General features: G+C 39.6%; 23 protein-coding genes. 10 read left to right on the plus strand and 13 right to left on the minus strand.

Annotation, left to right across the window (positions count from 1 at the left end):
- Positions 1–347 precede the first annotated feature (347 nt).
- The 3 genes from H4J46_RS02950 (at position 348) to folA (ending at position 1957) form a co-directional block, all read left to right on the plus strand.
- Complete coding sequence (locus tag H4J46_RS02950) at positions 348–569, plus strand: DUF3820 family protein (protein ID WP_182190013.1); 222 nt, start codon at positions 348–350, stop codon at positions 567–569.
- A 373-nt stretch (positions 570–942) separates the two neighbouring features.
- Positions 943–1116 carry a ribosome modulation factor gene (gene rmf / locus H4J46_RS02955; protein ID WP_182135602.1) on the plus strand — a complete coding sequence of 58 codons (174 nt, stop codon included), beginning with the start codon at positions 943–945 and terminating at the stop codon, positions 1114–1116.
- Positions 1117–1468: 352 nt separating this feature from the next.
- A complete protein-coding gene (folA, locus tag H4J46_RS02960) occupies positions 1469–1957 on the plus strand; it encodes a type 3 dihydrofolate reductase (RefSeq protein ID WP_182232068.1) in 489 nt (162 codons plus the stop codon).
- Positions 1958–2092: 135 nt separating this feature from the next.
- Here folA and H4J46_RS02965 read toward each other — a convergent pair whose 3' ends face one another.
- The 7 genes from H4J46_RS02965 to lptD form a co-directional block, all read right to left on the minus strand.
- Positions 2093–4111: a methyl-accepting chemotaxis protein gene (locus H4J46_RS02965; protein ID WP_182232069.1), complete on the minus strand. Its 2019-nt coding sequence runs from the start codon at positions 4109–4111 to the stop codon at positions 2093–2095.
- Between the two features lie 163 nt (positions 4112–4274).
- Entirely contained in the window at positions 4275–5093 is an 819-nt protein-coding gene (locus H4J46_RS02970; protein WP_182232070.1) for a symmetrical bis(5'-nucleosyl)-tetraphosphatase, read from the minus strand.
- 9 nt (positions 5094–5102) lie between these two features.
- Positions 5103–5495 (minus strand): Co2+/Mg2+ efflux protein ApaG, encoded by a 393-nt coding sequence (apaG, locus tag H4J46_RS02975; RefSeq protein WP_182232071.1) that lies wholly within the window; start codon positions 5493–5495, stop codon positions 5103–5105.
- Complete coding sequence (rsmA, locus tag H4J46_RS02980; RefSeq protein WP_182232072.1) at positions 5488–6309, minus strand: 16S rRNA (adenine(1518)-N(6)/adenine(1519)-N(6))-dimethyltransferase RsmA; 822 nt, start codon at positions 6307–6309, stop codon at positions 5488–5490. The genes apaG and rsmA overlap by 8 nt, the downstream gene beginning before the upstream one ends.
- Positions 6310–6327: 18 nt before the next feature.
- The gene (pdxA, locus tag H4J46_RS02985) at positions 6328–7320 is read right to left on the minus strand and encodes a 4-hydroxythreonine-4-phosphate dehydrogenase PdxA (RefSeq protein WP_182232492.1); all 993 of its coding nucleotides are present in this window, start codon (positions 7318–7320) and stop codon (positions 6328–6330) included.
- Positions 7317–8639, minus strand: coding sequence for a peptidylprolyl isomerase SurA (gene surA, locus H4J46_RS02990; RefSeq protein ID WP_404851677.1), 1323 nt, complete (start codon positions 8637–8639; stop codon positions 7317–7319). Before surA ends, pdxA begins: the two co-directional genes overlap by 4 nt.
- Positions 8639–10918, minus strand: a complete 2280-nt coding sequence (gene lptD / locus H4J46_RS02995; protein ID WP_182232074.1) for an LPS assembly protein LptD — start codon at positions 10916–10918, stop codon at positions 8639–8641. Before lptD ends, surA begins: the two co-directional genes overlap by 1 nt.
- A gap of 152 nt (positions 10919–11070) precedes the next feature.
- Here lptD and H4J46_RS03000 point away from each other — a divergent pair, with 152 nt between their 5' ends.
- From H4J46_RS03000 to H4J46_RS03030, 7 genes are all read left to right on the plus strand, one after another.
- On the plus strand, positions 11071–12078 hold the full coding sequence (locus H4J46_RS03000; protein ID WP_182232075.1) for an aminoglycoside phosphotransferase family protein: 1008 nt from the start codon (positions 11071–11073) through the stop codon (positions 12076–12078).
- Between the two features lie 22 nt (positions 12079–12100).
- Positions 12101–12802, plus strand: a complete 702-nt coding sequence (gene murU / locus H4J46_RS03005; protein WP_182232076.1) for an N-acetylmuramate alpha-1-phosphate uridylyltransferase MurU — start codon at positions 12101–12103, stop codon at positions 12800–12802.
- 36 nt (positions 12803–12838) lie between these two features.
- The gene (gene djlA, locus H4J46_RS03010; RefSeq protein ID WP_182232077.1) at positions 12839–13648 is read left to right on the plus strand and encodes a co-chaperone DjlA; all 810 of its coding nucleotides are present in this window, start codon (positions 12839–12841) and stop codon (positions 13646–13648) included.
- 173 nt (positions 13649–13821) lie between these two features.
- The gene (locus tag H4J46_RS03015; RefSeq protein WP_182232078.1) at positions 13822–14112 is read left to right on the plus strand and encodes a DUF2607 family protein; all 291 of its coding nucleotides are present in this window, start codon (positions 13822–13824) and stop codon (positions 14110–14112) included.
- A 134-nt stretch (positions 14113–14246) separates the two neighbouring features.
- Positions 14247–15527, plus strand: a complete 1281-nt coding sequence (locus tag H4J46_RS03020) for a hypothetical protein (protein ID WP_182232079.1) — start codon at positions 14247–14249, stop codon at positions 15525–15527.
- Positions 15511–16422, plus strand: a complete 912-nt coding sequence (locus H4J46_RS03025; protein ID WP_182232080.1) for a metal ABC transporter solute-binding protein, Zn/Mn family — start codon at positions 15511–15513, stop codon at positions 16420–16422. The genes H4J46_RS03020 and H4J46_RS03025 overlap by 17 nt, the downstream gene beginning before the upstream one ends.
- A gap of 20 nt (positions 16423–16442) precedes the next feature.
- Positions 16443–17210 carry a metal ABC transporter permease gene (locus H4J46_RS03030; RefSeq protein ID WP_182232081.1) on the plus strand — a complete coding sequence of 256 codons (768 nt, stop codon included), beginning with the start codon at positions 16443–16445 and terminating at the stop codon, positions 17208–17210.
- A gap of 85 nt (positions 17211–17295) precedes the next feature.
- Here the strand turns inward: H4J46_RS03030 and H4J46_RS03035 are convergent, their stop codons facing one another.
- From H4J46_RS03035 to tkt, 6 genes are all read right to left on the minus strand, one after another.
- Positions 17296–18075 carry a YdiY family protein gene (locus tag H4J46_RS03035; RefSeq protein WP_182232082.1) on the minus strand — a complete coding sequence of 260 codons (780 nt, stop codon included), beginning with the start codon at positions 18073–18075 and terminating at the stop codon, positions 17296–17298.
- Entirely contained in the window at positions 18065–18895 is an 831-nt protein-coding gene (locus tag H4J46_RS03040; RefSeq protein ID WP_182232083.1) for a mechanosensitive ion channel domain-containing protein, read from the minus strand. The genes H4J46_RS03035 and H4J46_RS03040 overlap by 11 nt, the downstream gene beginning before the upstream one ends.
- Before the next feature lie 278 nt (positions 18896–19173).
- Positions 19174–20238: a class II fructose-bisphosphate aldolase gene (fba, locus tag H4J46_RS03045; protein ID WP_182232084.1), complete on the minus strand. Its 1065-nt coding sequence runs from the start codon at positions 20236–20238 to the stop codon at positions 19174–19176.
- A gap of 396 nt (positions 20239–20634) precedes the next feature.
- Complete coding sequence (locus H4J46_RS03050) at positions 20635–21813, minus strand: phosphoglycerate kinase (RefSeq protein ID WP_182232085.1); 1179 nt, start codon at positions 21811–21813, stop codon at positions 20635–20637.
- Positions 21814–21891: 78 nt separating this feature from the next.
- Positions 21892–22905 carry an erythrose-4-phosphate dehydrogenase gene (epd, locus tag H4J46_RS03055; protein ID WP_182232086.1) on the minus strand — a complete coding sequence of 338 codons (1014 nt, stop codon included), beginning with the start codon at positions 22903–22905 and terminating at the stop codon, positions 21892–21894.
- Positions 22906–22999: 94 nt separating this feature from the next.
- Positions 23000–24985 (minus strand): transketolase, encoded by a 1986-nt coding sequence (gene tkt, locus H4J46_RS03060; RefSeq protein WP_182232087.1) that lies wholly within the window; start codon positions 24983–24985, stop codon positions 23000–23002.
- Positions 24986–25067: the final 82 nt, after the last annotated feature.

Genomic DNA, 25067 nt, shown 5'->3' on the forward strand with positions numbered 1-25067 from the left:
AAGGTAAACAGTAAGTTTGCCAGGGTTTGATCACAAGCATAATAATTTATACTACCGCTATTATTAACCTGTGTCGGTAATTGCGAAAGCAGTTGCTCTGTTAAGGTGAATTCGGCCAAAATATACTGATTATCATGGGCATTAGTCGGTATAGTAAGCTTTTACTGCAGCACTGTGTTTCCTAACCATTGACATAATAATTCCCCCAAAGAAAAATTTAGGTATCATCTTGATACCAGTCAAGTTGTAAATATGAGCAAAACTATAAACACTCGCGGTGACATTTTATGCCAACGCATGAGCAATAACTAATAACATCTAGGGGCTCAACTGAGCATGAGTAACTTATGTCGATAAATAATAATGCAGATTTAATTGCGGCGGTAAATCAGATCATGCCATTTGGCAAATATAGTGGCAGAAAGTTGCTGCAACTGCCTGAGCCTTATTTAGTTTGGTTTCACCGTAAGGGATTTCCAGAAGGAAAGTTAGGTCAACAGTTGGCCCTCATTTACGAAGTTAAACTTAATGGTTTAGAAGCGATGTTAAAACCTTTATTAAGGGGGTAGGGTTATTCATAGTGCTTTGTCATTAATACAGTTGTAGCCTTATTTACATCAATTTGTTATCTAATTTATGGTTTTAAGAACGGTTAATTATAGGTGGTTTTATAACGAATTGTTTTGCAATGAATAGTTAATTATGGTGTTTTACACTGGACTATCTTGTCTATAAACAAGGGTAAAAGTTGTGTAATTAACTATGGTATCAACTTGCATTCACCGTATTGTTGTTCTTAAATTAACTATTGATTGAAGTAATACTAAGAAAGTATAGAGAAAGTATAGAGAAAGTATGAGACATAAACTTTCAGCGATATTTCTTTGGTTATTATATAAAGTATTAGACGGTTATAAAACAGTTAACGGTGAGGTGTTATATATGAAAAGACAGAAACGCGATAAATTAGGCAGAGCACATTCAAATGGCTATCAAGCTGGCCTCTGTGGCAGAACCAAGAAACATTGCCCGTACCAGAATACCGACGTTAAGTCAGAGTGGCTTGGTGGTTGGCGTGAGGCCTTGACCGATAGAAGTATGGGGTTGTTTAAATAATACATTTTATGCCACTAAACTGAGTTGTATAAGCACATTTGAGCCTGCAATATATTTTTTGCACAGTGTCGTATTATTTTCATTTTTAGTGGCAAGTTATTTACTTATTATTTGCATCTAAGCTTGATACAAAGTTATGAGAGCGAAAGACTTATTATCGGGTAACTTACATTTATACTATGGCGTAGTTGAATATCTTCAGAGTTTTTTCCACAAGTTTTAGCCTTAATTGTGCTAATTTTTTATTAGTTGCTCTAACTGTGTTTTGTAGCCATACAATTGCCACTTTTTTGTTGTCATTAATAACGTATAATCTGTTTATATTTAGCTGTCCGATAAAGTAAAAAAACCTATGACCATACTTTCAATGATAGTGGCCCATGCCAATAATCGTGTAATCGGTAAAAACAATGACATGCCTTGGCACTTACCAGCCGATTTGGCCTATTTTAAAAAAACTACTTTAGGTAAGCCCATTATTATGGGGCGAAAAACTTATCAATCTATTGGTCGGCCTTTGCCGGGGCGGAAAAACATTGTTATTTCGCGTGATAATAACTTTCGAGCCGAGGGAGTTGAGGTGGTTAATTCTGTTGATGCCGCTTTAGCTTTGGTTGTTGATAGCGCAGAAGTTATGGTAATTGGTGGTGGCGCTATTTACCAACATTGTTTAGCGGTGGCGCAACGACTTTATATTACTCATATTAATGCTGCTATTGATGGTGATACTCACTTTCCTGAATATGATTTAACTGTTTGGCAAAAAGTTACTAGTGATATCCGCCCCAGTGATGAAAAAAACCCATATCAGTTAGATTTCTCGGTGTATGAAAAAATTTAAAAATAAGCTAGGCATAATAGCTAAGTGATTAAAAATCACTTAGCGGTCAATAAATTATAGCCATTTGAAATAAAGATTGTTAGACATAAAAAAGAGCGCCTAAGCGCTCTTTTTGTTATTTAAGGTTAGGTAAAACTAAAGCTTAAATTCTCGTACTGACTGTTGTAATTCTTCAGCTAAGCGGGCAACTTCACTGCTGGCTTCTGCGGTTTGCTTGGAGCCGGCTGTTGTTTGTTCAGCAATAGTGACAATTGACTCTAGGTTTTCGCTTATTTCATGAGCAACAACACTTTGTTCCTCAGCGGCTGTTGCTATTTGCGAGCTACGGTCAAAGGCTTCATGCACCGCGTGTGTAATAGTATCAAGTGATTGTTCGGCTTGAATACTTTGTTCAACACAGTTCTTTGCTTGCTTTTTACCTGTATTCATCACTACCACGGCTTCTTCTGCACCGGTTTGTAGTACTTCAATCATATTTTGAATTTCTTGGGTAGACACTTGGGTTCTGCTCGCCAATGTTCTCACTTCATCAGCGACCACAGCAAAGCCTCGACCTTGCTCACCGGCACGAGCAGCTTCTATCGCTGCGTTTAGTGCTAATAAGTTAGTTTGCTCTGCAATACCTCTGATCACATCAAGAATGCCACCAATTGATGCGCTATCTTGTTGCAATTTATTAATGACTTGCGAAGCAGAGTCTACTTCATTAGCTAATAGCTCAATAGTTTGGCGGTTATGACCAGAAATAACTTTAACCCGCTCAGATTCGTCATCAGCATGTTTGATTTCAACTAAGGCATCATTTGCACTCGATAACACACTTTGTGCCGTACTGCTCATTTCAGTGGTAGCAGACGCCGCTTGTTCTACTTGCGTGCGTTGCTCTTCAATAGCTTTGGTACTTTGGGCGGTTACTGTCGACGTTTGCTCAGCTGCTGTTGCTAGCTGGGTTGAACGACTAACAATACTTTGAATTAAGTTGCGTAAACTATCGATTAATAAGTTGCAGTTAGCGGAAAGCTGAGCGAACTCATCATTACCACTTTCATCTAGTTTGTGAGATAAGTCACCAGACGCAACAATATTGAGCATTTTATTTACTCGTCTTAATGGGCGAATAATGCTCGTTAATGTTACCCACGCGATCACTATAGCCAGCACAATAGAAATTAAGGTGATAATAAGGGTATTAAGTGTGCCGTCAGATACTGATGTTTTCACTAAATCGCCAGTTGCAATGGCTGTTTTATTAGCTAAATTTACTTGTGTGGCCAATATGGTATTAGCACTATTAATACCATTTTCTGCCAGTTGTAAACTTGCTTTTGCTGTAGCAATTGCGTTTAGTTGATTATTTTTATGGGTAAAAATTCTTTCACTGCCAATCAGGTAACCTTGCAATGCTGAAAAGCTATCGGATAACTTATTAGCAATATTAGTCACACCTTGTTGCTTTAATTCATTAGCGACATCATAGATTGAATTATCAATATCATTAAATGTGTTTTCGATTTGACTGGCAACCAGTGATGCAGATTGTTGATCTTTAATATCATGATAATTCAGTGATGAACTAACCATGTTATTGAGTAAGGTCTCTAAGCGTTCAGCTAAACTAACCGCACGTTGTAATTTTGTTGTTGCAAGTTTATGGTCGCCAAGATCTAATAAAATAGTTGCCATGTCGTCGGCTTTTTCTTCGATAATATATATTTTATCTAGCAAAATCAGGTGTTGCTCTATGGCAAATTTTCTATTGCGAAGTACAGTGTCGATTTCTTTCTCTAAGCTATTGTAAACCGGATCTACTTGACGTAAGTTTTCGATTAAACTAGCTTCGTCTCGAACAATATCTTTTAAACGCTTGAGCTGAGTTTTAAATTCACTTTTCTCTTTATCAAAAGTGTTAAAATTTTCTGCCAATGGTGCTAGTGCTGTTTGGTAATATGCGCGCAGCGTTAGGTTGCCAATAAAGGCTAGATCGTTCGCTAACTTGTTGCTTGTTTTTAAAGTCGGTATCGCTAGTTCATTTTGCTGTTTTGTAGCATCGCCAATAGTATTTAAACTATTCCATGATATTACGCTGGTTAAAATGAGTAAAAGCGAAATAATGGTGAAGCCACCAATTATTTTTGTTGCTACGGTTAAGTTCATAGATCCCACCAATATATAAATTAAATTATACTTAGATCACATAATAAATAATAAGCGTTATTACCTATCTAGGTGATCATTCATTATTAGACTACAAAGGAATGTACATATATCTTTTCGCTAGTATAACAAGCTAAGTTATATTTTAAACCAATGCCATGCATTATTTTGTTTTTGTATGTGCTTGTTCAATAAATATTTTTTTATCATGCCATCTTAGCATTGTCAGGTGTTGTCCCCAGACACAACCTGTATCAAGTGCATATATATTATTGGCTGGGCAATACCCCATCAAAGCAGCCCAATGGCCAAATATCCATTGGGTATTATCATTAATATGACCAAAATCAAACCAGGGAGATAATGCTTTTGGAGCGCTGGAGGGACTTTCTTTACAGCTAAAGTCTAAACTACCGTCAGCAAAGCAATAGCGCATACGGGTTAGCGAATTGATGGTAAATCTAAAGCGAGCAAGTTCATCGTCAGCCTTCAGCCAACTGATAGGTTGTTCGCCATACATGTTGCTTAACCACGTATGGCTTGCTGAAGAGGTTAAATGCTGTTGTGCGATTTTGGCTTGTTTAAGTGCTTGTTGAGGTGTCCACTGCGGAGAAAGACCCGCATGGCTCATATAAGTCTCTTCATCAGGCAATTTTTGAATAAGTGGCTGTTGAATTAACCAGTGCATTAGTTCTGCTACGTCTGGAGCTGATAATAATAGCGCTAGATGATCTTGCTTTTTCACTTTTTTAATACCGTGATAAACGGCAAGTAAGTGTAAGTCATGATTACCTAAAACCACTTTAGCACTTTGCCCAAGCGATTTAATAAAGCGCAAGGTTTCAAGAGAATTAGGCCCGCGGGCGACTAAATCACCGGCAACATAAAGTTGGTCACTAACATTGGAAAAGCCCACTTGAGTTAATAACGCCTTTAGTTCGCTATAGCAGCCTTGAATGTCACCGACGAAATAAACAGCCATTAGTGCTCTCTAGTTTAATATATTGGGCTTTGCTAAGCGAAACAGTGGGATTGCAACTTGCACTAACTTAGCTGACTTTCTTTGCATGTGGTAGTGCCCTTGCATATTACCTAAAGGAGACTTTAATACACAGCCACTGGTATAGGTAAAATTTTGGCCGGCCTTAATAAAAGGTTGCTGACCAATAACACCTTCACCTGATACAGTGCTAGATTCACCGTTAGCGTCAGTAATTAACCAATATCGACTGAGCAGTTGCACAGTTTCATCACTGTTATTTGTTACGGTAACAGTGTAACTAAAGACAAATTGTTGTTCTGCTTCGATAGACTGTTGCGCTAGATAGTCACTAACGACACTGACTTCAATATCAGCAACTGTTGCTACTTGGTTATCATTCATTGTTAAGCTCTATTGGGTTGTCAGTAACAAAATTAGCTAACATGACAAAATCGGCTAAGGCTAAATTTTCAGCACGCAGTCCTGGATCAATGCCTAACGCGGTTAACTGTTCAGCAGAAATCAGATTTTTAAAACTGTTCCGAATGGTCTTGCGACGCTGATTAAATGCCGCTAAGCAAACTTTATTGAGCGAGTTAATATCCTTAACAGGATTCTTAATTACTTTATGCGGTATTAATCTGACAATGGCCGAGTCTACTTTAGGTGCAGGTTTAAAGGCTTCAGGGCCTATTTCCATCACAGGTATAACTTGGCATTGGTATTGTGTCATGATGGACAAACGACCATAAGCTTTACAGTTTTCACCCGATGCCATGCGTTGTACAACTTCTTTTTGCAGCATAAAGTGCATATCTTTCACTTTATCTTTAAAAGTCAGTAAGTGAAAAATCAGCGGGGTTGAAATGTTATAAGGCAAATTACCAAAAATACGTAATGGTTTTTCGTCACTGGCTAATTGGGAAAAATCAAATTTTAAAGCATCTTCTTCATAGATAGTTAACTTAGCCGCTAAAAATGGATGATGACGTAATCTATGTGCCAAATCTCGGTCTAACTCAATGACGCTGAGTTGACCCGCACGTTCGATAACAGGTTCGGTAAGTGCGCCTAATCCTGGCCCAATTTCGACTAAATTTTCATTGGGCTCTGGATTGATAACGTCAACAATATTGCTGATGATGGCGTCATTATGTAAAAAGTTTTGTCCAAAACGTTTTTTGGCTTGATGACCTAAATGGGAATTTTTACTCATAGTATTTTTTTGCTCGAATTAATCTTCTACATGGTTGTTAGCTAAGGTTATCGCTGTGTTTATCGCTTCTTTGAAACTACCAACATCTGCTTCATCGGTGCCAGCCAAATCTAAGGCGGTACCGTGATCAACAGATGTTCTGACGAATGGCAGTCCTAAAGTAATATTTACCGAAGAGCCAAAACCTTTATATTTAAGTACCGGTAAACCCTGATCATGAAACATAGTCAATATGGCATCAGCATCATCCAAGTATTTAGCTTGGAAAATGGTATCAGCAGGCAAGGGTCCAATAAGGTTCATGCCTTCTAAACGCAATTCGTCTAAAGCGGGGATCATCACATCGATTTCTTCACGGCCGAGATGGCCGTCCTCACCGGCATGCGGGTTGATGCCACAAACATAAATTTTAGGATCATCAATGCCAAATTTCTCAATCAAATCTCGATGCAATATACGCGTAACTTTTTGTAGCCTTTCGTGTGTGATGGCTTTGGAGACATAGGCTAAAGGTATATGAGTAGTGACTAGCGCAACTCTTAATCCTTCTGTCGCTAACATCATTACCACATCAGAACAGTTTGCTTGATTAGCAAAATATTCGGTATGGCCGCTAAACGCGATGCCGGCTTTGTTGATTAAACCTTTGTGAACAGGGCCAGTAACTACCGCATCGAATTCGCCAGAAATATTTTTCTCACTGGCAATACGCAAGGTTTCGACTACGTAGCGACCATTGTTAGCGTTAAGTACGCCAGGCTCGCAGATATCTTCCAATGCTACCGGTAATACAATCAGTGTTCCGGCTTTATGCGCGGTTATTTCATCATCGGCGTTATAATGCTTAATCATCAGTGGCAAGTTTAATAATTTTGCCCGTGCGATTAATAACTCAGGAGATACAACCGCAACCATTTGCATAGGCCAATCTTGCTGTGCGACTTTTATCATCAAATCTGGGCCAATACCTGCAGGCTCTCCGGGTGTTATTGCTATTCGTTTTAACACTATTTTTTACCTATTTCTAAAACTTCTATATACGCTTCGTCACGTAATTCTTTGATCCAACGTGCACCTTCCATACCGAATTTACGGTTGTAAAGCAGTTGGTAAACGCGGTTCTCATTCATTTGCTCAGTGGCGTCTAATGTTCTACGACCAGTTAATTTAGCAATGTGCCAACCAAAAGACGAACGAAATGGTTTATGCACTTCATCAATGTCTAAACTTGCCAATGCTTCGGCAAAGGCGGGATCATATTTACTTGGCTCTGACCAACCTAAGTCGCCACCACGAACAGAGGTAGGCCCCTCAGAGTACTCTTTGGCAAGCTCAGCAAAGTCAGCTTCACCAGCTGTTAATTTGTCGACAAAACCTTGTAATAAAGCTTCTGCTTTGGCTTCACTGAGAATAATAGAGGGCTTAATTAAGATGTGACTTGCTTTTACTTCTTCAACTTCCATGGTTTTGCGACCACGAATATCGACTAATTTGACGATACTAAAACCTAAGCCAGTACGGATGGGGCCAAAAATACTGCCCTTTTCTTGACCATCAACTACTTTAGAAAATAAGGTTGGCATTTCATTAATCGTTTTCCAACCTAAATCACCACCCTCAAGGGCACTTCCGCCACCAGATGAGGTCATAGCAATATTAGTAAAGTCGCTGCCGTTATTTAATAATTCAAGCACTTTCTCAGCGCGTACTTTAGCCGCGCTGATATCCACTTGTTTTGGATTATTAGGAAACTCAATTAATATATGACCTAAACGATACTCTACATCAGCATTCGTTTGTGCTTTCATGACCGACAATAGGTTAGCGACTTCTTGTGGTGAGATATAAATGCGCCGACGTAAACTAGCGCGTCGAACTTCGCCTGAAATTAACTCGTTACGAATACTCTCACGATATTTTTCATAATCTAGGCCATCTGCAACAAGTGATTGGCGAAACTCTTCAAGTGATTGCTTATTCTCTTGTGCCATATTTGATATGGTTTCATCAAGTTGGGCATCACTGATCTGAACGCCCATGCGCTCACCCAGTTGTGAGATTATTGCGTCATTAATTAATTTTTCCATCACTTGAATACGTAAAGCGCGATCTGATGGTAAGGTTTGGTTATTTTTTTTTGCTTGTATAGTAATAGAGGCGATCAGGTCTTTAACTTCAGACTCTAATACAACACCACTATTAACTACCGCTGCGACTCGGTCTAGTTCAACCTCAACGGCCATACATTTCCCCAGTGAGCTTAAAATAAACACCGAGCTAAGCAGTAATAATTTCAATGAATTTTTCATGTAACGTAGGTTTCTTTTAATTAGTTATTGAGGAAGTAAGGGCGTTTATAGCCGAATATACTTGAGTTAAACATATCTCCAACACTGTTGGACGATTTATTGCTATTTATACCATTATATACAAACTGAATATTAAAACTGCTATCAAATGCATCTCGATTTTCGTTTATGTTACCCGTGTCGTCAATGGTCGAATTAATATTGCGATGGTAGGTAAAGCGAATACCCCAACAGCAGCTACTATATTCAAGGCCAGCATAACTTTCGATACTGCGTTTACCTTGCAAGTCTTGGCTAAATCGGCCAACAATTTGCCAGCGCTGTGCAATCTTAATATTAGTGGCTAAAGACATTTGCTCTAATGACTCTCCTGAGACATCACGCGCATATCGATGGTTCAATTGAATTGTTTGATTATCGGAAAATAAATAATCAAATGAGGTTTGGCTTTTATTAGTCACGCCTAAATCGCTGTTGTATTGAATGTCAGAACTAAATTGCCATTGGCGATTTATGTGGACAAAAATATCGGCAGCGAATGCTGATTTATCCACTAAAGCCTCTTGGTCGCTATCGTCAACGTTACTATCGTTTAAATAAACGATTCGTCCTAAACTAAAGCGTAGCACTTCAGTATTATCTGCCGTTAATAGTCGACTTGTTACCCCCCAAGATACTTGATTGGCTTGTGCTATGCGATCAATGCCGCTGAAACGGCGGTCGCGAAATAAACCGTTATAGTCATCTTGCAATCTTGTTGTATCGTAAATACCGATATTGTTTTGTTCTTGCTCTGGAATATAAAGATATTGCAATTGTGGCTCTAATGTTTGGTTATAGCCTTGATTAAATAAGGTTAAGCTGCGGTCGAAGTTTACCCCACCATGGAGACGTATTTTTGGTAAAGTTCTACTGATATTTTTTTCTAACAGACTACCAGTACGAATATTTTTCTGGTTGTAATTGGTTTGAAGTACCTTAAACTCTGAATTTAAAAACCAGGCAGGGGTAACTATGGGATATAACAAGCCCGCTTCTACATGGTACCTTTGTGCGGTGGGCTTGGTTTTATCTGCGGTATCAAAGCTTGAAAACTCAGAATAAAGATCCAAAACACCATCAAAATTAGCTAATGATTGCTGAAGGCTGAATTCTATTTGCGGTAAGGTTTTGTAACTCAGTTGATGGTTTCCCAACAGCTCAAAATCTTGCATTTTGATCGTCGTTTGCCAGTTATCGGCAAAATAGGCAAGCTCACCAATTTGATAAAGATAAGCGTCATTGGCGCTAAATTGATCACTGCCTAAATCAACTAGGTAATTATCATCACTGATAGCGGTATAATCAACATGAGCCCTAAACCGTTCTGAAAATGTACCAATATGTTGAAGTCGTGCTAAATATCGTGCGTTATCATTATTAATCAGTTTTGTGTCTTTATTGAGATATTCAACATCAATTTGTCCTGATTGTAAGTCCTGTAAATACCTAAACTGAGTGATTAATTGTGTGCCTCTTTGTGACATATAACGCGGTGTAATGGTCGCATCGATGTTTTCTGCAATGTTGACATAATAAGGGGTCTCAATCTCTAAACCTGAACTATTGGAGGTACTGACTGTTGGGTATAAAAAGCCTGACATTCGGTCATTACTGAGTGGCATAGTTATATAGGGAATATATAAAATTGGGATATCAAAAAGGCTAAAGCGTGCATGATAAGCTTCAAGCGATTTTTTATCTGATGAAATGGTAATTTCACTGGCCCGCATTTGCCAATCAGGTACGGCGTCGTAACAGGTGGTGAAGCTTGAGTCGAGAAAGCTTAAGGTTTTACCATTACCATTAATGTTGATTTTTTTTGCATTACCATGACCAGCAGAGCCATTGAGTTGATACGAAGCTGCGTTCAGTGAGGTAGTTTTTTTCAGCTGGTTGATATTGAGCGAGTCGGCAAATATATCAATGCCTTTATTTTGAAAGTGAATGTCGCCATTTGCATCGACCGTTGCTGTGTCGCGGTTGACCGTTAATTGCTCAGCAACAATTGATTTATCTTGATTTAATAAAGTAACACCACCGGAAAAGGCCGCATATTGACCTTTTTTTATGGTTGAGGTGGTAGAGATAATAGTAAAGTTTTCGTTGAGCTGCTTACCGGTTTCGTCAGCAATATTTGCGTAGAATGGAATAGGGCATTGGCTGGCTAGATTAGTATTTATTTCAGTATTTTGCGCCTTACTACCAAATGTAAACGATATCAGGCAGACAAAGATAATTTTGTTTAGGGAAAAGCGCATTTATGGTCCGGATAATTAACTTGAAAAATACAAAGCCTAGATTTAGAACGGCATTTTACCGCTAATAGCGATAATATAGCAATTTTCATTAGTCTGCTAATTAGTTATATTGGCATAATCATTGGCATAATTTTTTTTAGAGCGATATTTCATTGAGTAACTTAAGAGCTAGAGATTTATTACAGTGGCTAGAAAGTCACTTTTTTGCAGAAAATATTAGCCTAATCCCCTTAACTGGAGATGCAGGTTTTCGACGATACTTTCGCTTTCACTATCTAAATCAGTGCTACATAGCGGTTGATGCACCAGTAAAGTCATCAAATAATCAAGCGTTTGTCGATGTGCAGCAAATTTTGCAGGATCTTGGGGTAAATGTGCCTAACATAATAGCCGTAGACCTTAAAAACGGTTTTCTTTGTCTGAGTGATTTTGGTGATACGGTATTGGCTGAAAGACTATCCAGTAAAAACATGCAGCGTTATTATGCCAAAGCGATTATTGAGCTGAGCAAGATGCTTAAATGCAAACCAGCAGTCGTGGCAAAATTGCCTGATTATAATGCAGCATTTATTCTGACTGAATTGACAATATTTAACGAATGGTTGTTAGAAAAACATTTAGGGATTTATTTAACTACGGATGAAAAAATAGCATTAAACGCTTGTTTTGATGTTCTGGTTTCTGCCATCATTACACAGCCTAAGGTTTTTATGCATCGTGACTATCACAGTCGAAATATTATGCTGTTGGCCGATGATAAATTGGGTGTTATTGATTTTCAAGATGCGGTAAAAGGCCCGGTTATTTATGATCTGGTGTCGTTACTTAAGGATTGTTACGTACGTTGGCCTAAGCAGTTAATAACGCCATTGATAGAAGATTATCGCCAACAAGTACAAGACTATTTTCCTGATGAAAACCTAAGCAAAGAAAAGTGGCAATATTGGTTTGATTTGACCGGACTACAACGCCATATAAAAGCCAGCGGTATTTTTGCCCGCTTGCATCATAGAGACAACAAGTCAGGGTATTTAGCGGATATTCCACTTACTTTGACCTACATAAAAGATGTTAGCGCACAATATGATAAACTCAGTTTTTTGCACGAGTTAGTCACTAAACGAGTAATGCCAGCAGTAAATAAAGGCAGTAGATTTTAAATTTAATTTTGGATGATTTTTCATGAAAGCAATGATCTTAGCCGCAGGCCGAGGCGAACGTATGCGGCCCCTAACAGATGATTGCCCTAAGCCATTATTGCAAATTAATGGTATACCCTTGATTGAATATCACATCAAAAATTTAGTCGCGGCGGGTATTCAAAATATTGTCATTAATCACGCTTGGTTGGGTCAACAAATTGTTGATTATCTTGGCTGTGGTCAGCAATTTTCGGCTAATATTAGCTACAGTGAAGAGCCGGTAGCGCTGGAAACTGCGGGGGGGATTATTAAAGCACTGCCGATGTTAACCGAGCATGAAGGTGATGTGTTTATGGTGATTAATGCGGATATTTATTGTGACTATAATTTAAAAAAATTACCATTATTATCTGCTGATTGTAACGCACACTTGCTGTTAGTTGAAAATCCAGAGCATAATCGCCAGGGCGACTTTGTACTGGTTGAAGGCATGTTAGCTAATCCTAAAAGTAAACAGCAAGCCACTTACACCTTTAGCGGTATTGCGCTTTATAGAAAAAGCTTTTTTGAGCAAGAAAGAACAAGCGGGCATAAAGCCTTAATGTCACAACAAGCAGTGCAACCTTTAGCGCCGATGTTAAGAGCTGCTGCTGATCAGCAAAAAATATCAGCAAGTGTGACAGACACAGCCTGGACTGATGTCGGCACACCTGAACGTTTAGCTAGACTAAACACTATTTAAAACAGTTTTACAGTTAATTAATTATTGAGTTTTACAATGCGAATTTGGGGTAAGGTTTTAGGTTTCTTGTTTGGTTTTATGCTGAGCAGGAGTATTATTGGTGCATTAATAGGTGCATGGATTGGACATCGTTTTGATAAAGGCATAGGGCTAGATTTTAGTGCTTTAGGTGGCGCTAAAAATGATACCGACCGTCAAGCAGCATTTTTTTATAGTAGCTTTTCGGTTATGGGATATATCGCCAAAGCGGATGGTCAGGTTTCGCCACATGAAATTGCTTTTGCCAACGCCTACATGGATAAGTTGGGATTAAAAGACGCATTACGCCAACAAGCCCAAGAAGCATTTAGAGACGGTAAAACTACCGGTTTTCCACTGAGCGAGCAATTAAAGAAATTAAAGTCTGCAGTAGGTAATCGCCGAGATTTATTATTGTTGTTTTTAGAAATTCAAATTCAAGTCGCCTTTGCCGACGGTAGTTTAGAGCAAGATGAACGTAATGCTCTACACCAAATTGCTAATGGTTTAGGCTACTCAGCACAAGAGTTAGATAAATTATTAGAAATGATTATTGCGGGTGCAAACTTTCATCAACAAGGCCAAGGTGGCTCAAATCACAGTTTTGCACAATCAGGAAAACAGTTGGAAAATGCCTATAAAGTGTTAGGTGTGACGGAGAACAATTCTGCCAGTGAGATTAAAAAAGCTTACCGTAAACTGATGTCTCAGCATCATCCTGATAAATTAGTTGCGAAAGGCTTACCCCCTGAAATGATGGAGACTGCTAAACAAAAAGCGCAAGACATTCAAGCCGCATATGAGTTAGTCACTGCACAAAATAAGTGATGATCGCCAGCAAGATTAGCATTTTATTGTGCTGACATCCGTGTAGTTACTTAAACACTTGCGATAGAAGTACCGTTAATTGTGTTGAACGGTACTTGCTCTGCTTGCAAGATAAGTTGTAAGTCGCGTACACTATCATCGAATTTGATTCATTCACTCATTAGGTAGCACAAATGTACTTTTCAGTAACTAACAGGCGACTTGTCGCAATATGGCTCAGTGCTATATTGTTATTTTTGTCTGTGGCTGCTGCTGCGCATAGTGTTGAACATATTGATGATGGTGCTAAAACTCACTGTACTTTGTGCTTTCACCAGCATCAATTTGATCAAGTACTGCCGCAGCAAGACGTCAAAATTGGACTTATTTCTCAACCGATTGAACAAACCCCTAGTGTTCAACCAATAGTAATACTCACTCATAGTGTTACTTACCTTAGTCGTGCCCCCCCCATAACACTCTAAAACATTTTATACCTAGTTGATAATTTTGATAGTCAAACCGGTATTTTCAACAATTTAAAGTTTTACTAAGCGTTTGCTGTCTATTAGCACACGATATTTGTATTTAATTTAATTTATTTTAGAGATTTTTAACAATGAAAAATTTTCAATTTTTACCTGCCCGCTTATCTGCACACTTGCCGATAAAATTCAGCGCAGCAATCGTCATATCTAGTTTTTTTCCACTACTTTCACAAGCGCAAACACCGACACTCTCTAACCTCACTGTTAGTGCGGTTTTAGACGGCTATTATCAAAGCGATGATCGCCTGATGACTGAACGGGCCGAAGGCTTTGGGCTAGGTGAAACTGAATTGGCGTTCAGTGCCAGTATTGATGATATGTTCTTTGGTAAACTGACTACGGTTTTTGAGTCACATAATGGTGAAACTGAAGTTAACGTTGAAGAAGCCTTTATTCAAACTATGGCTCTACCTAATGGCTTTACCGTACGTGCAGGTAAATTTCTATCAGATATTGGCTATTTAAATAACCAACATCTTCATAGTGACTCTTTTACCAGTAGACCCAGTGCTTATCGAGCATTTTTAGGCGGGCATTACTTCGACGACGGCTTGAGATTTAGTTACATTGCCCCTACGGATTTGTATTGGACTATGGGCGTAGAAGCCTTTTCAGGTGATAGTCTTCGAGCGGCCGACGAGCATGGTGAACGAGCGTTTGACAGTACAGGGGTTTATACCGCGTTCACTAAAATGGGTGGCGATATCTCTATTGAAAGTTCTTGGCAGTTAGGGCTGAGTTATTTACGCAATGAAAATGGCCAATTAACAGCGGAAGAACATGACGAAGCGGGACATGAAGAAGCAGGGCATGAAGAAGCAGGTCATGAGGAAGCTGGGCATGAAGATGAAAATGATCATGCCCATGGTGCAAGTTATACCGGCAAGAATACCTTTATAACTGACTTTGTTTATAAGTGGGCACCTAATGGTAATTATAAATATCAACATTTAACCCTCAGTGCTGAATACTTTAGAGTCAGTGATTTTATGGTTCCGGATCTGCATGAAGAACTTGCTGGAGCAGCAGATCATGAAGAGGGCGATGACGCTAATAGTAAAGACTATCATGAAGCTTGGTACGTCAGTGGTGTGTATCAATTCTCACCAAATTGGTCTGCAGGATTACGCTATGGCAAGTTAAATAGTCAGTTGCAACATGAAGGACACTTTGATCAACAAACACTGAAGGAAACTGAGCTCAGTATCGCTTGGCATAATAGTCACTTCTCTACCGTAAGATTAGAGTTTAGTCATCAAAGTAATGTTGGTTTTGAAAATGCAAATAATGACAACGTTATGACCTTACAATATGTTGTGACAATGGGAGCACACAATGCGCATCAATTTTAAATTACTATTAGGTAGTGCTTTACTGACCCTGAGTCACGGTGCTTTGGCGCAAATGAATATTTTTGCTTGTGAGCCTGAATATGCCGCTTTAGCCAAAGAACTTGCGCCAGATGCTCGTATATACTCGGCTACAACCGCGATGCAAGACCCACATCAAGTGCAAGCTCGACCAAGCTTGATTGCTAAAATGCGCCAAGCAGATCTGGTGATCTGCGCGGGTGCTGAATTAGAAGTCGGTTGGTTACCTATGTTGCAAATGAAAGCGGCTAACGTGCAAGTGCGTAGCACAGACAAAGGTTTGTTTTTTGCGGCAGAGCATGTAAAAACCTTAGATCAAATGAGCAACGTCGACCGTAGTATGGGCGACATACATAGCTTAGGTAACCCGCATGTACATTTTTCGCCGCAGCGTATGCTAACTATTGCTCAAGCGTTAACAGGTAAGTTAATTCAACTTGATGAAAAGCAAAGTGCTGGGTATCAACAGCAGCTAAGTCTTTTTTCTGTACGTTGGCAATTAGCCATGACTAAGTGGCAAGTAAAAGCGCGTGCTTTGCAAGGCATGAAAGTGATTGCTTATCACTCAAGTTTTCGTTATTTGTTTGACTTTACCAATATTGAACAAGTAGCAGACTTAGAGCCTAAACCTGGTTTGCCGCCCACTAGTAGCCACCTTGCAAGCTTATTAAAGCGGGCTGACAAAGGTGATATAGCGGCAATTATTATTGCTTCTTATCAAAACCAACGTGGCGCAAATTGGTTAGCAGAAAAGTCTAATTTACCCATTATTATATTGCCACTATCGGTCGGTGGTAATGAGCAAAGTAATGATTTATTTAGCTTATATGACAGTACTCTAGATTTATTGACGCAAGCATATCGCGCACAAAAATAGCATTAGTTGTTAGAGGACCTTTGATGGATTATGAATTACTGACCATATTATTGCCGGCCTTTGCTGCCGGTATATTAGTGCTTTCAACCCATGTTGTGCTAGGTAAGCAAGTATTAAAGCGTGGCATTATTTTTATTGATTTAGCTATCGCACAAATTGCTGCTTTAGGCGCCATTGTTGTGCGTATGGATCATGATATTGCTGAACTTGCCTATGCATATGTTTGGATGCCAGCGCTATTTGCTTTAGCGGGAGCGGGAATTATTGCTTGGTTAGCTAAGCATATGGCAGAAGAATTGGAAGCGATGATAGGGTGTTTTTACGTCTTATCAGCCGTGACCGCTATGCTGTTGTTAGCTAATGATCCCCATGGCGCTGAACTACTTAAACAGCTTATGTCAGGACAAATCCTCTGGGTAAGTTGGCAACAATTATTGCTACCTACTATGGTCTATAGTGCGATTCTGGCGCTAATATTTTACAAGCCTAAGATATTGGATGGTGCAGCTTTCTATCTTATATTTGCGCTAGTGATAACATTATCGGTTGAGCTGGTTGGCGTTTATCTTGTTTTTAGTACCTTAATATTACCCGCACTGGCGATTAATAAGTTACAGACAAAACGGGTATTACTCTGGGCTTATGGCGTTGGTTTAGTGGGTTACTTATTGGGTTTGTGTTTATCAGCCAGTTTTGACCTACCCAGTGGTGCGGCGATTGTGGCGACATTAGCCTTAAGTGCGGTAGTTTTTAGGTTAGTCAGTAAAGTCGCTTTAAAAAATCAGTGATGTTTTAATAGGTAAAAAGAACAAAGCCAGCATGTTAGATATGCTGGCTTTATAAAACAAAGTTATCACTAACTGCGCTTAATACTTAGAAACTATAGACCAGAGTCATGGCGGTTTCGGTATTAACATTTTCTTTGTCATCTTCCACATCAGTGTTGTAATCTAAGGTAAAGCTAAACTTAAGTTGTAAGGTTTCAAGTAACTTTGTGGTGATTGATGTTCTCGCTTTATAAATGCTATTTTCGTCTGCTTTTGGTGCGTACTTAGCCACAACTAATTGCTTAAATAAAACGTGTTCATTTATTTGACGCTTGTATAAAGCCTGGGCTTGAATAATAAAAGCAGATTTAGTTTGTTCTGCTTGAGCGCCAGTTTGGCGAATAACGTCGCGCTTGTAACCTGGGCCAATATCGGCATCTAGTGTTGCTTTTTTAGATTCAAACCAACGACGACCCCAACCGGTTGAAACCGAACTTTGGTTTTTGAAATTACTAAAACGATTATCTTCATAAGAAACGTTACCATAGATATAGTTTGGACTCGCGGTATCAATATTGTAATTTGTCTGGCCGACCGCCGTCCATTTTTGATCACTAGTGGTAAAGTGTTCCTCACCGTTCTCATCTTCCTGCTCACTCTTCTTGACCAGTAAGCCCAGTGTTACTGTGGATTTCCAATCATCAACTTCGTAAGTAAAATCAAAACCGGATTTAATATCAGCACTATTAGTATCACCGGTTTTAAAAAGCATACCTAATTCTGCAGAAGCTGTATAAGGTGACTCTACTGCTGGTGTATTTGCTTCTTCTGCTAGCGTTGTTAGTGATACACAACATAATGCGGCTGATAATAACTTATGACTCATTTTTTTCCTCTTTATTCATATGAATAGACAATTGTGGGAATGGGATTTCGATACCTGCGTCATCCAATTCGGTTTTAATTTTTTCTAGTAAATCGTAGTAAGTTGGCCAGTAATCTTCTGAGTTAACCCAAGGTCTCACCACGAAATTAACGCTGCTGTCAGCAAGTGCTGAGACACCTACGGTCACTGTTTGATCTTTTAATACTCTTTCATCTGCACTGGCTATAGCGAGTAACAGTGCTTTAGTTTTTGCAAGGTCAGCTTGATAACTTACCCCGATAATTAAATCGATTCTTCTGGTTGCCTTGGTTGAGTAATTGGTAATGGTGCCACTAGTGATCGCACCATTTGGGATAATAACGGTTTTATTATCCCCGGTTCTCAATTGAGTGGAGAATATTAAAATTTGTTCAACCATACCAGCAACACCAGCGACTTCGATAAAATCGCCTGATTTAAAGGGTTTAAAAACAATCAGCAATACGCCCGAAGCAAAGTTTGATAATGAACCTTGCAACGCTAGACCTATCGCTAAACCGGCGGCACCAACGATAGCAACTAATGACGTGGTGTTAAAGCCTAAGTGTGATATGCCAGCAACAATAACAATGAAAAAAAACATACCGTAAAGTAAACTACTGATGAAGGAAATAATCGCTTCATCCATACCTTTATGGCGCATGACTTTGATTACGCCTTGGCGCACCATCTTGGCAATAAACTTACCGACAACAATGATCGCTATTGCAACGATTAATTTAATCGCAAAATCGAACAACAATAGTTGGTTATCGACAAACCAGCTTTGAATAATGTCCATTATGTATCCTAAGTATTATGATAAAAGGTTAATTATAATAAACATCAATTGAAATATCATTATCTTGTTAATAAATTAAGCGATTTATTGACAAGACATCTAAGTTGATTAGCTTTTTCATACGCGTTTTTGTTTAAAAAAGTATCGTTAAAAAGTATCGTTAAAAAGTATTGTTAAAAAGTAGACAAAAAAAATCCGATGAATAATATCCATCGGATTATTTGCTAGCTTATTAAACTAAAATAGGACTAATTGATTGTTGTCAGTTTTAACTGTAATTACTTAATTAAAGCATCCAATTTGCCAGTAGAATATTGCAAAAACATGTTATCAAGCGAGATAGGCTTAATGGCTGATGCATGGCCAACGCTGCCAAAGGCTTCGTAACGTGCTTTACAAATATCGTACATAGCTTGTGTTGATGCTTTTAAGAATTTACGTGGATCAAATTCACTTGGGTTTTCGGCTAAGAAACGACGAACGGCACCCGTAGACGCTAAACGTAAATCGGTATCTATGTTGATTTTGCGTACACCATTTTTAATACCTTCTTGAATTTGCTCAACTGGCACACCATAAGTTTCTGGTATCTTGCCACCAAATTCATTAATAATAGCTAACCAGTCTTGTGGCACTGAAGAAGAGCCGTGCATCACTAAATGTGTATTAGGAATACGGTTATGAATGGCTTTAATACGATCAATCGCTAATATATCGCCCGTAGGTGGACGGGTAAATTTATAAGCACCGTGAGAAGTACCACAGGCAATAGCTAAGGCGTCAACTTGTGTTTTTTGCACAAAGTCAGCAGCTTCTTCAGGATCAGTTAGCATTTGCTCCATGGTCAGTTTACCGACCGCGCCAATGCCATCTTCTTCACCGGCTTCACCTGTTTCAAGCGAACCTAAACACCCTAATTCACCTTCAACTGAAACACCACAGGCGTGCGCCATTTCAACCGTACGGCGAGTAACATCAACATTGTATTCATAGCTTGAAGGCGTTTTACCGTCAGTCATTAATGAACCGTCCATCATCACAGATGAAAAACCTAACTGAATTGAACGTTGGCAAACACCCGGTGAGGTACCGTGATCTTGATGCATTACTACAGGTATATGAGGGAACTCTTCAATAGCGGCTAAAATTAAATGCCGTAAAAAGGGGGCGCCGGCATACGCTCTAGCGCCTGCTGAACCCTGCAAAATCACCGGACTGTTGGTGTCGTTGGCGGCAAGCATGATAGCTCTAACTTGTTCTAAATTGTTAACGTTAAAGGCTGGGATACCGTAACCGTTTTCGGCCGCATGATCTAACATTTGGCGCATAGAAACTAAAGCCATGAACTAACTCCTGTGATTGTAAATAGTGACAAAATTGACTGTTAACAAGTTTCATTGTGAAACTTATTGCTTTCGTAACGTAAGTATATCAGATGAATTTAGTAATTTGCACTAGAAAAAAATGATCTATATTGTTTAAAATATAATTTTTTTTTAATTTACAGCTTCTGTATATTAATTACGTAAGTAATGGTGTTTTAAGCAGATTTCAGCATGATAAATTGTAGTATTGGTGTAAATTTACTACGAAATAGGCAGTGTAAAGAATAATATTTTTATGCTTGATTTTAGTCACTGAAAATAAATAACGTAATGAAAATTTTATTGAAAAAAAGCTGATAGCACAATTAAGTGCTATCAGCTTTTTAAAATAAAATATTTATCTGTCAAGCGAGTTTATGCTTTAGCGCGCGCCTCTAAAATTGCTACTGCAGGCAATTTTTTGCCTTCTAAAAATTCAAGAAAAGCACCACCACCAGTTGAAATATAAGATATTTTATCGGCAATACCATATTTATCAACAGCGGCTAAGGTGTCACCACCTCCGGCAATAGAGAATGCCTTGCTATTGGCAATAGCGTGGGCGATAACTTCAGTGCCTTGACCAAATTGGTCAAACTCAAAGACACCAACAGGGCCATTCCATACGACTGTACCGGCATTAGCGATAATATCTGCCAAGGCTTTAGCGCTCTCTGGACCAATATCAAAAATCATATCGCCATCGGCTACGTCGCTAACATTTTTAAGTGTTGCTACAGCGGTTTCAGAAAATTCTTGACCAACCACCACATCGGTGGGAACTGGAATTGAACCGTTATTGTCGCTAGCTTGTTTAGTTAAGCGTTTTGCTTCATCGACTAAATCAGCTTCGAATAATGATTTACCAACATTGTGACCTTGTGAGGCAATAAAAGTATTGGCAATACCGCCACCAACAACCAGTTGATCAACAATACCTGCCAATGAGTCTAGCACGGTAAGTTTAGTTGACACTTTTGAGCCACCAACAATCGCCACCAATGGCCGGGCAGGGTTATCAAGTGCTTGTGATAACGCAGTTAATTCACCCGCTAACAGTGGGCCGGCACAGGCAGTAGCGGCATATTTTGCGACGCCATATGTACTGGCTTGTGCGCGATGAGCCGTGCCAAATGCGTCCATAACGAAAATGTCACACAGCGAGGCTAATTTTTTTGATAAGGCGTCATCATTGCTTTGCTCACCAATATTAAAGCGAATGTTTTCAAATATCACCAATTCGCCAATGTTAACCTCTACACCATCAAGGTAATCCGTTACTAAACGAACCGGTACGTTCAGTGCCGCACTGAGATAATCTGCTACAGGCTGCAAAGAGAAATCGGCATTATATTCACCTTCAGTCGGACGACCTAAGTGCGACATAACCATCACTTTTGCACCCGCTTCTAAGGCTAATCTCATTGTTGGTAAGGCAGCTCTTAAGCGCGCATCAGAGGTGATTTTTCCATCTTTAACTGGTACATTTAAGTCTTCACGAATGAGCACACGTTGGTTGTTTAATGCTAAGTCGGTCATTTTGATTACTGACATGTTTATTCCCTGTTGGTAGAAGTTTAATGGTTAAGTAAATTTGAGGTTATGGTATTTGTTAACGAGATCTATGCTCAATTAACCCGCCTTTGCCATAGCAGAAGCAGTGTCTAGTAAACGATTAGCAAAACCCCATTCGTTATCACACCAAATAAGTAATTTAACTAAGCGCTTGTGACTAACTCGCGTTTGATTGCCATCAACAATGCTTGAGTGTGGGTCATGATTAAAGTCGATGGAAACTAACGGTTCAGTGGTATAACCTAAAATACCCGCCAAATCATTGTGTTGAGCGTCAACAATGGCTTGATTAATTTGTGCAATAGTAGCGTCGCTTGATAAGTTTAAACTTAAATCCATAGCGGTTACATTGATAGTGGGTACTCGCACGGCTATCGCTTCAAAGCGGCCAGCAAACTTGGGTAATATTCGTTCAATACCTGCTGCCAATTTAGTATCCACCGGTATTATCGATTGGCTAGCGGCACGAGCACGGCGTAAGTCAGGATGATAAGCGTCAATCACTTGTTGATCATGCATCGAAGAATGAATGGTCGTGATGGCACCACTTTCAACACCAAAGGCTTGATCTAAAACCTGAATAACAGGGACCACACAATTGGTGGTACAAGAGCCGTTTGACACCACTTTTTCAGCTGTAGTGAGTTGTTGATGGTTAATACCATAAATAATGGTGGCGTCTAAATCTTGTGAGCCAGGATGTGAAAACAAGACCTTTTTTGCGCCTTGCTGAATATGTAATTGGCCATCTGCTTGGCTGCCAAATTTACCGGTACAATCAATGACAATATCGACATTGTGCTCTTGCCAAGGCAGATTGTTTAACTCAGTTTCATGGCTTAACGATATTTCGTCACCAGCAATAAATAATTTCCCAGCACTTTGTTGCACCGCAAATGAAAAACGACCATGAGTTGAGTCGTATTTTAATAGGTGAGCTATGCCTTCAGGCTCGGCAAGTTCATTAATAGCTACTAAGTTAAATTCGTTGGTGCTGCCGTTTTCATACAGTGCACGAACAACATTTCTGCCGACTCGGCCAAAGCCATTGATAGCGATATTAATTGACATGTTTTTGGCTCTTATTGATCACGAATTTGCTAAAAAAGATAGCCAGTTAAGCATATGTTAACTGGCTATAAAGACCATTTTTTAGCTAAGGGGATTAGTTTAGGCTGTTAACTGTGTTAACTACGTTTTCAACGGTAAAACCAAAATATTCAAGTAAGACATTACCCGGCGCTGACTCACCAAAAGTGGTCATGCCAACAACTTTGCCACTCAAGCCTACGTATTTATACCAAAAGTCAGTATGTGCGGCTTCAATCGCAACACGTTTGGTTACTGCTGGTGGTAATACTGATGCTTTGTAGTCATTATCTTGAGCATCAAAAATATTGGTTGATGGCATAGAAACAACGCGGACATTATCACCCAAGCTTTCAGCTGCTTTTAACGCTAATGACACTTCAGAGCCGGTAGCAATTAAAATAACTTCTGGCGTGCCAACACTATCTTTTAAGATGTAGCCACCTTTAGCAATATCAGCTACTTGTGCACTGGTACGTGTTAATGCCGGTAAACCTTGGCGAGAAAAAATTAATGATGTGGGTGCATTCTGGCGAACAACCGCGTTTTTCCATGCCACAGCTGACTCGGTGGCATCAGCGGGACGCCAAGTCACCATGTTAGGCGTGGTACGTAGGTTAGTTAACTGCTCAATAGGCTGATGCGTTGGACCATCTTCACCTTGACCAATTGAATCATGGGTATAGACAAAAATGTTTTGAATGCCCATCAGTGCAGACATGCGTACCGCGTTACGAGCGTACTCCATAAACATCATGAAAGTTGCCCCGTAGTTGATAAAACCACCATGCAATGAAACACCGTTCATGATACCGCTCATACCAAATTCACGCACACCGTAGTAAATGTAGTTACCGGCCGCATCATCTTGAATGCCTTTTGAACCAGACCAAAGCGTTAAGTTTGAGCCAGCTAAATCAGCTGAGCCGCCCAATAACTCAGGTAACATAGCACCAAAGACTTCAATGGTGTTTTGTGATGCTTTACGTGAAGCGACATTTTCAGCTTTTTCCTGACAGGCTAAAATGTAGGCATTGGCTTTTTCTTCAAACTCTGCAGGTAAATCACCTTTAATCACACGACGTTCATATTCTGCGGCTAAGGCTGGATGAGCAGCTTGGTAGGCGGCAAATTTATCATTCCAGTTGGCTTGTTCTGTGGCGCCACTTTCTTTTTGATCCCACTCGGCATAAATATCAGCAGGTATTTCAAACGGCGCATGAGGCCAGTTAAGAAATTCGCGCGTTGCCGTAATTTCGTCATCGCCTAATGGTGCGCCGTGACAATCGTGCGTACCTGATTTATTGGGTGAACCAAAGCCAATCACGGTTTTACAACAAATCATAGTAGGTTTATCGGTTACGGCTTTTGCTGCGGCAATGGCAGCCGTGATAGCGGCGCTATCATGGCCATCAACATCGCTGATTACATGCCAACCGTAAGCTTCAAATCGTGCTGGGGTATTGTCAGTGAACCAACCTTCAACATGACCATCAATTGAAATACCGTTATCATCCCAAAAGGCCACTAATTTGCCTAAACCTAAGGTACCGGCTAATGAACAAACTTCATGCGAAATACCTTCCATTAAACAACCATCACCTAAAAATACATAAGTGTTGTGATCGACAATGTTATGACCATCACGGTTAAACTGTGCCGCCAAGGTTTTTTCAGCTATTGCCATACCTACAGCATTAGACAGACCAGCCCCCAACGGACCTGTGGTAGTTTCTACGCCAGGCGTATAGCCGTATTCAGGATGACCCGGTGTTTTAGAGTGTAATTGGCGGAAGTTTTTTAATTCACTCATCGGCAAGTCATAACCGCTAAGGTGCAATAGTGAATAAATCAACATGGAACCGTGGCCGTTAGACAAAATAAAGCGGTCACGATCAACCCACTGTGGATCAGTTGGGTTATGTTTTAGAAAGTCACGCCATAAAACTTCAGCGATATCTGCCATGCCCATTGGGGCTCCAGGGTGTCCTGATTTAGCTTTTTGCACGGCATCCATGCTTAAAACTCGAATTGCATTGGCTAGTTGTTGACGCGACGGCATATTTGCTCCAGTTATTATAAGATTTGATGGGATATAAATTGTGCTTATTTTCGCCTAGACTACCCCTTAACTGCAAATGTTA

Origin of the sequence: Colwellia sp. MB02u-6 (assembly GCF_014077095.1) — a bacterium.
Taxonomy (GTDB): domain Bacteria; phylum Pseudomonadota; class Gammaproteobacteria; order Enterobacterales; family Alteromonadaceae; genus Cognaticolwellia.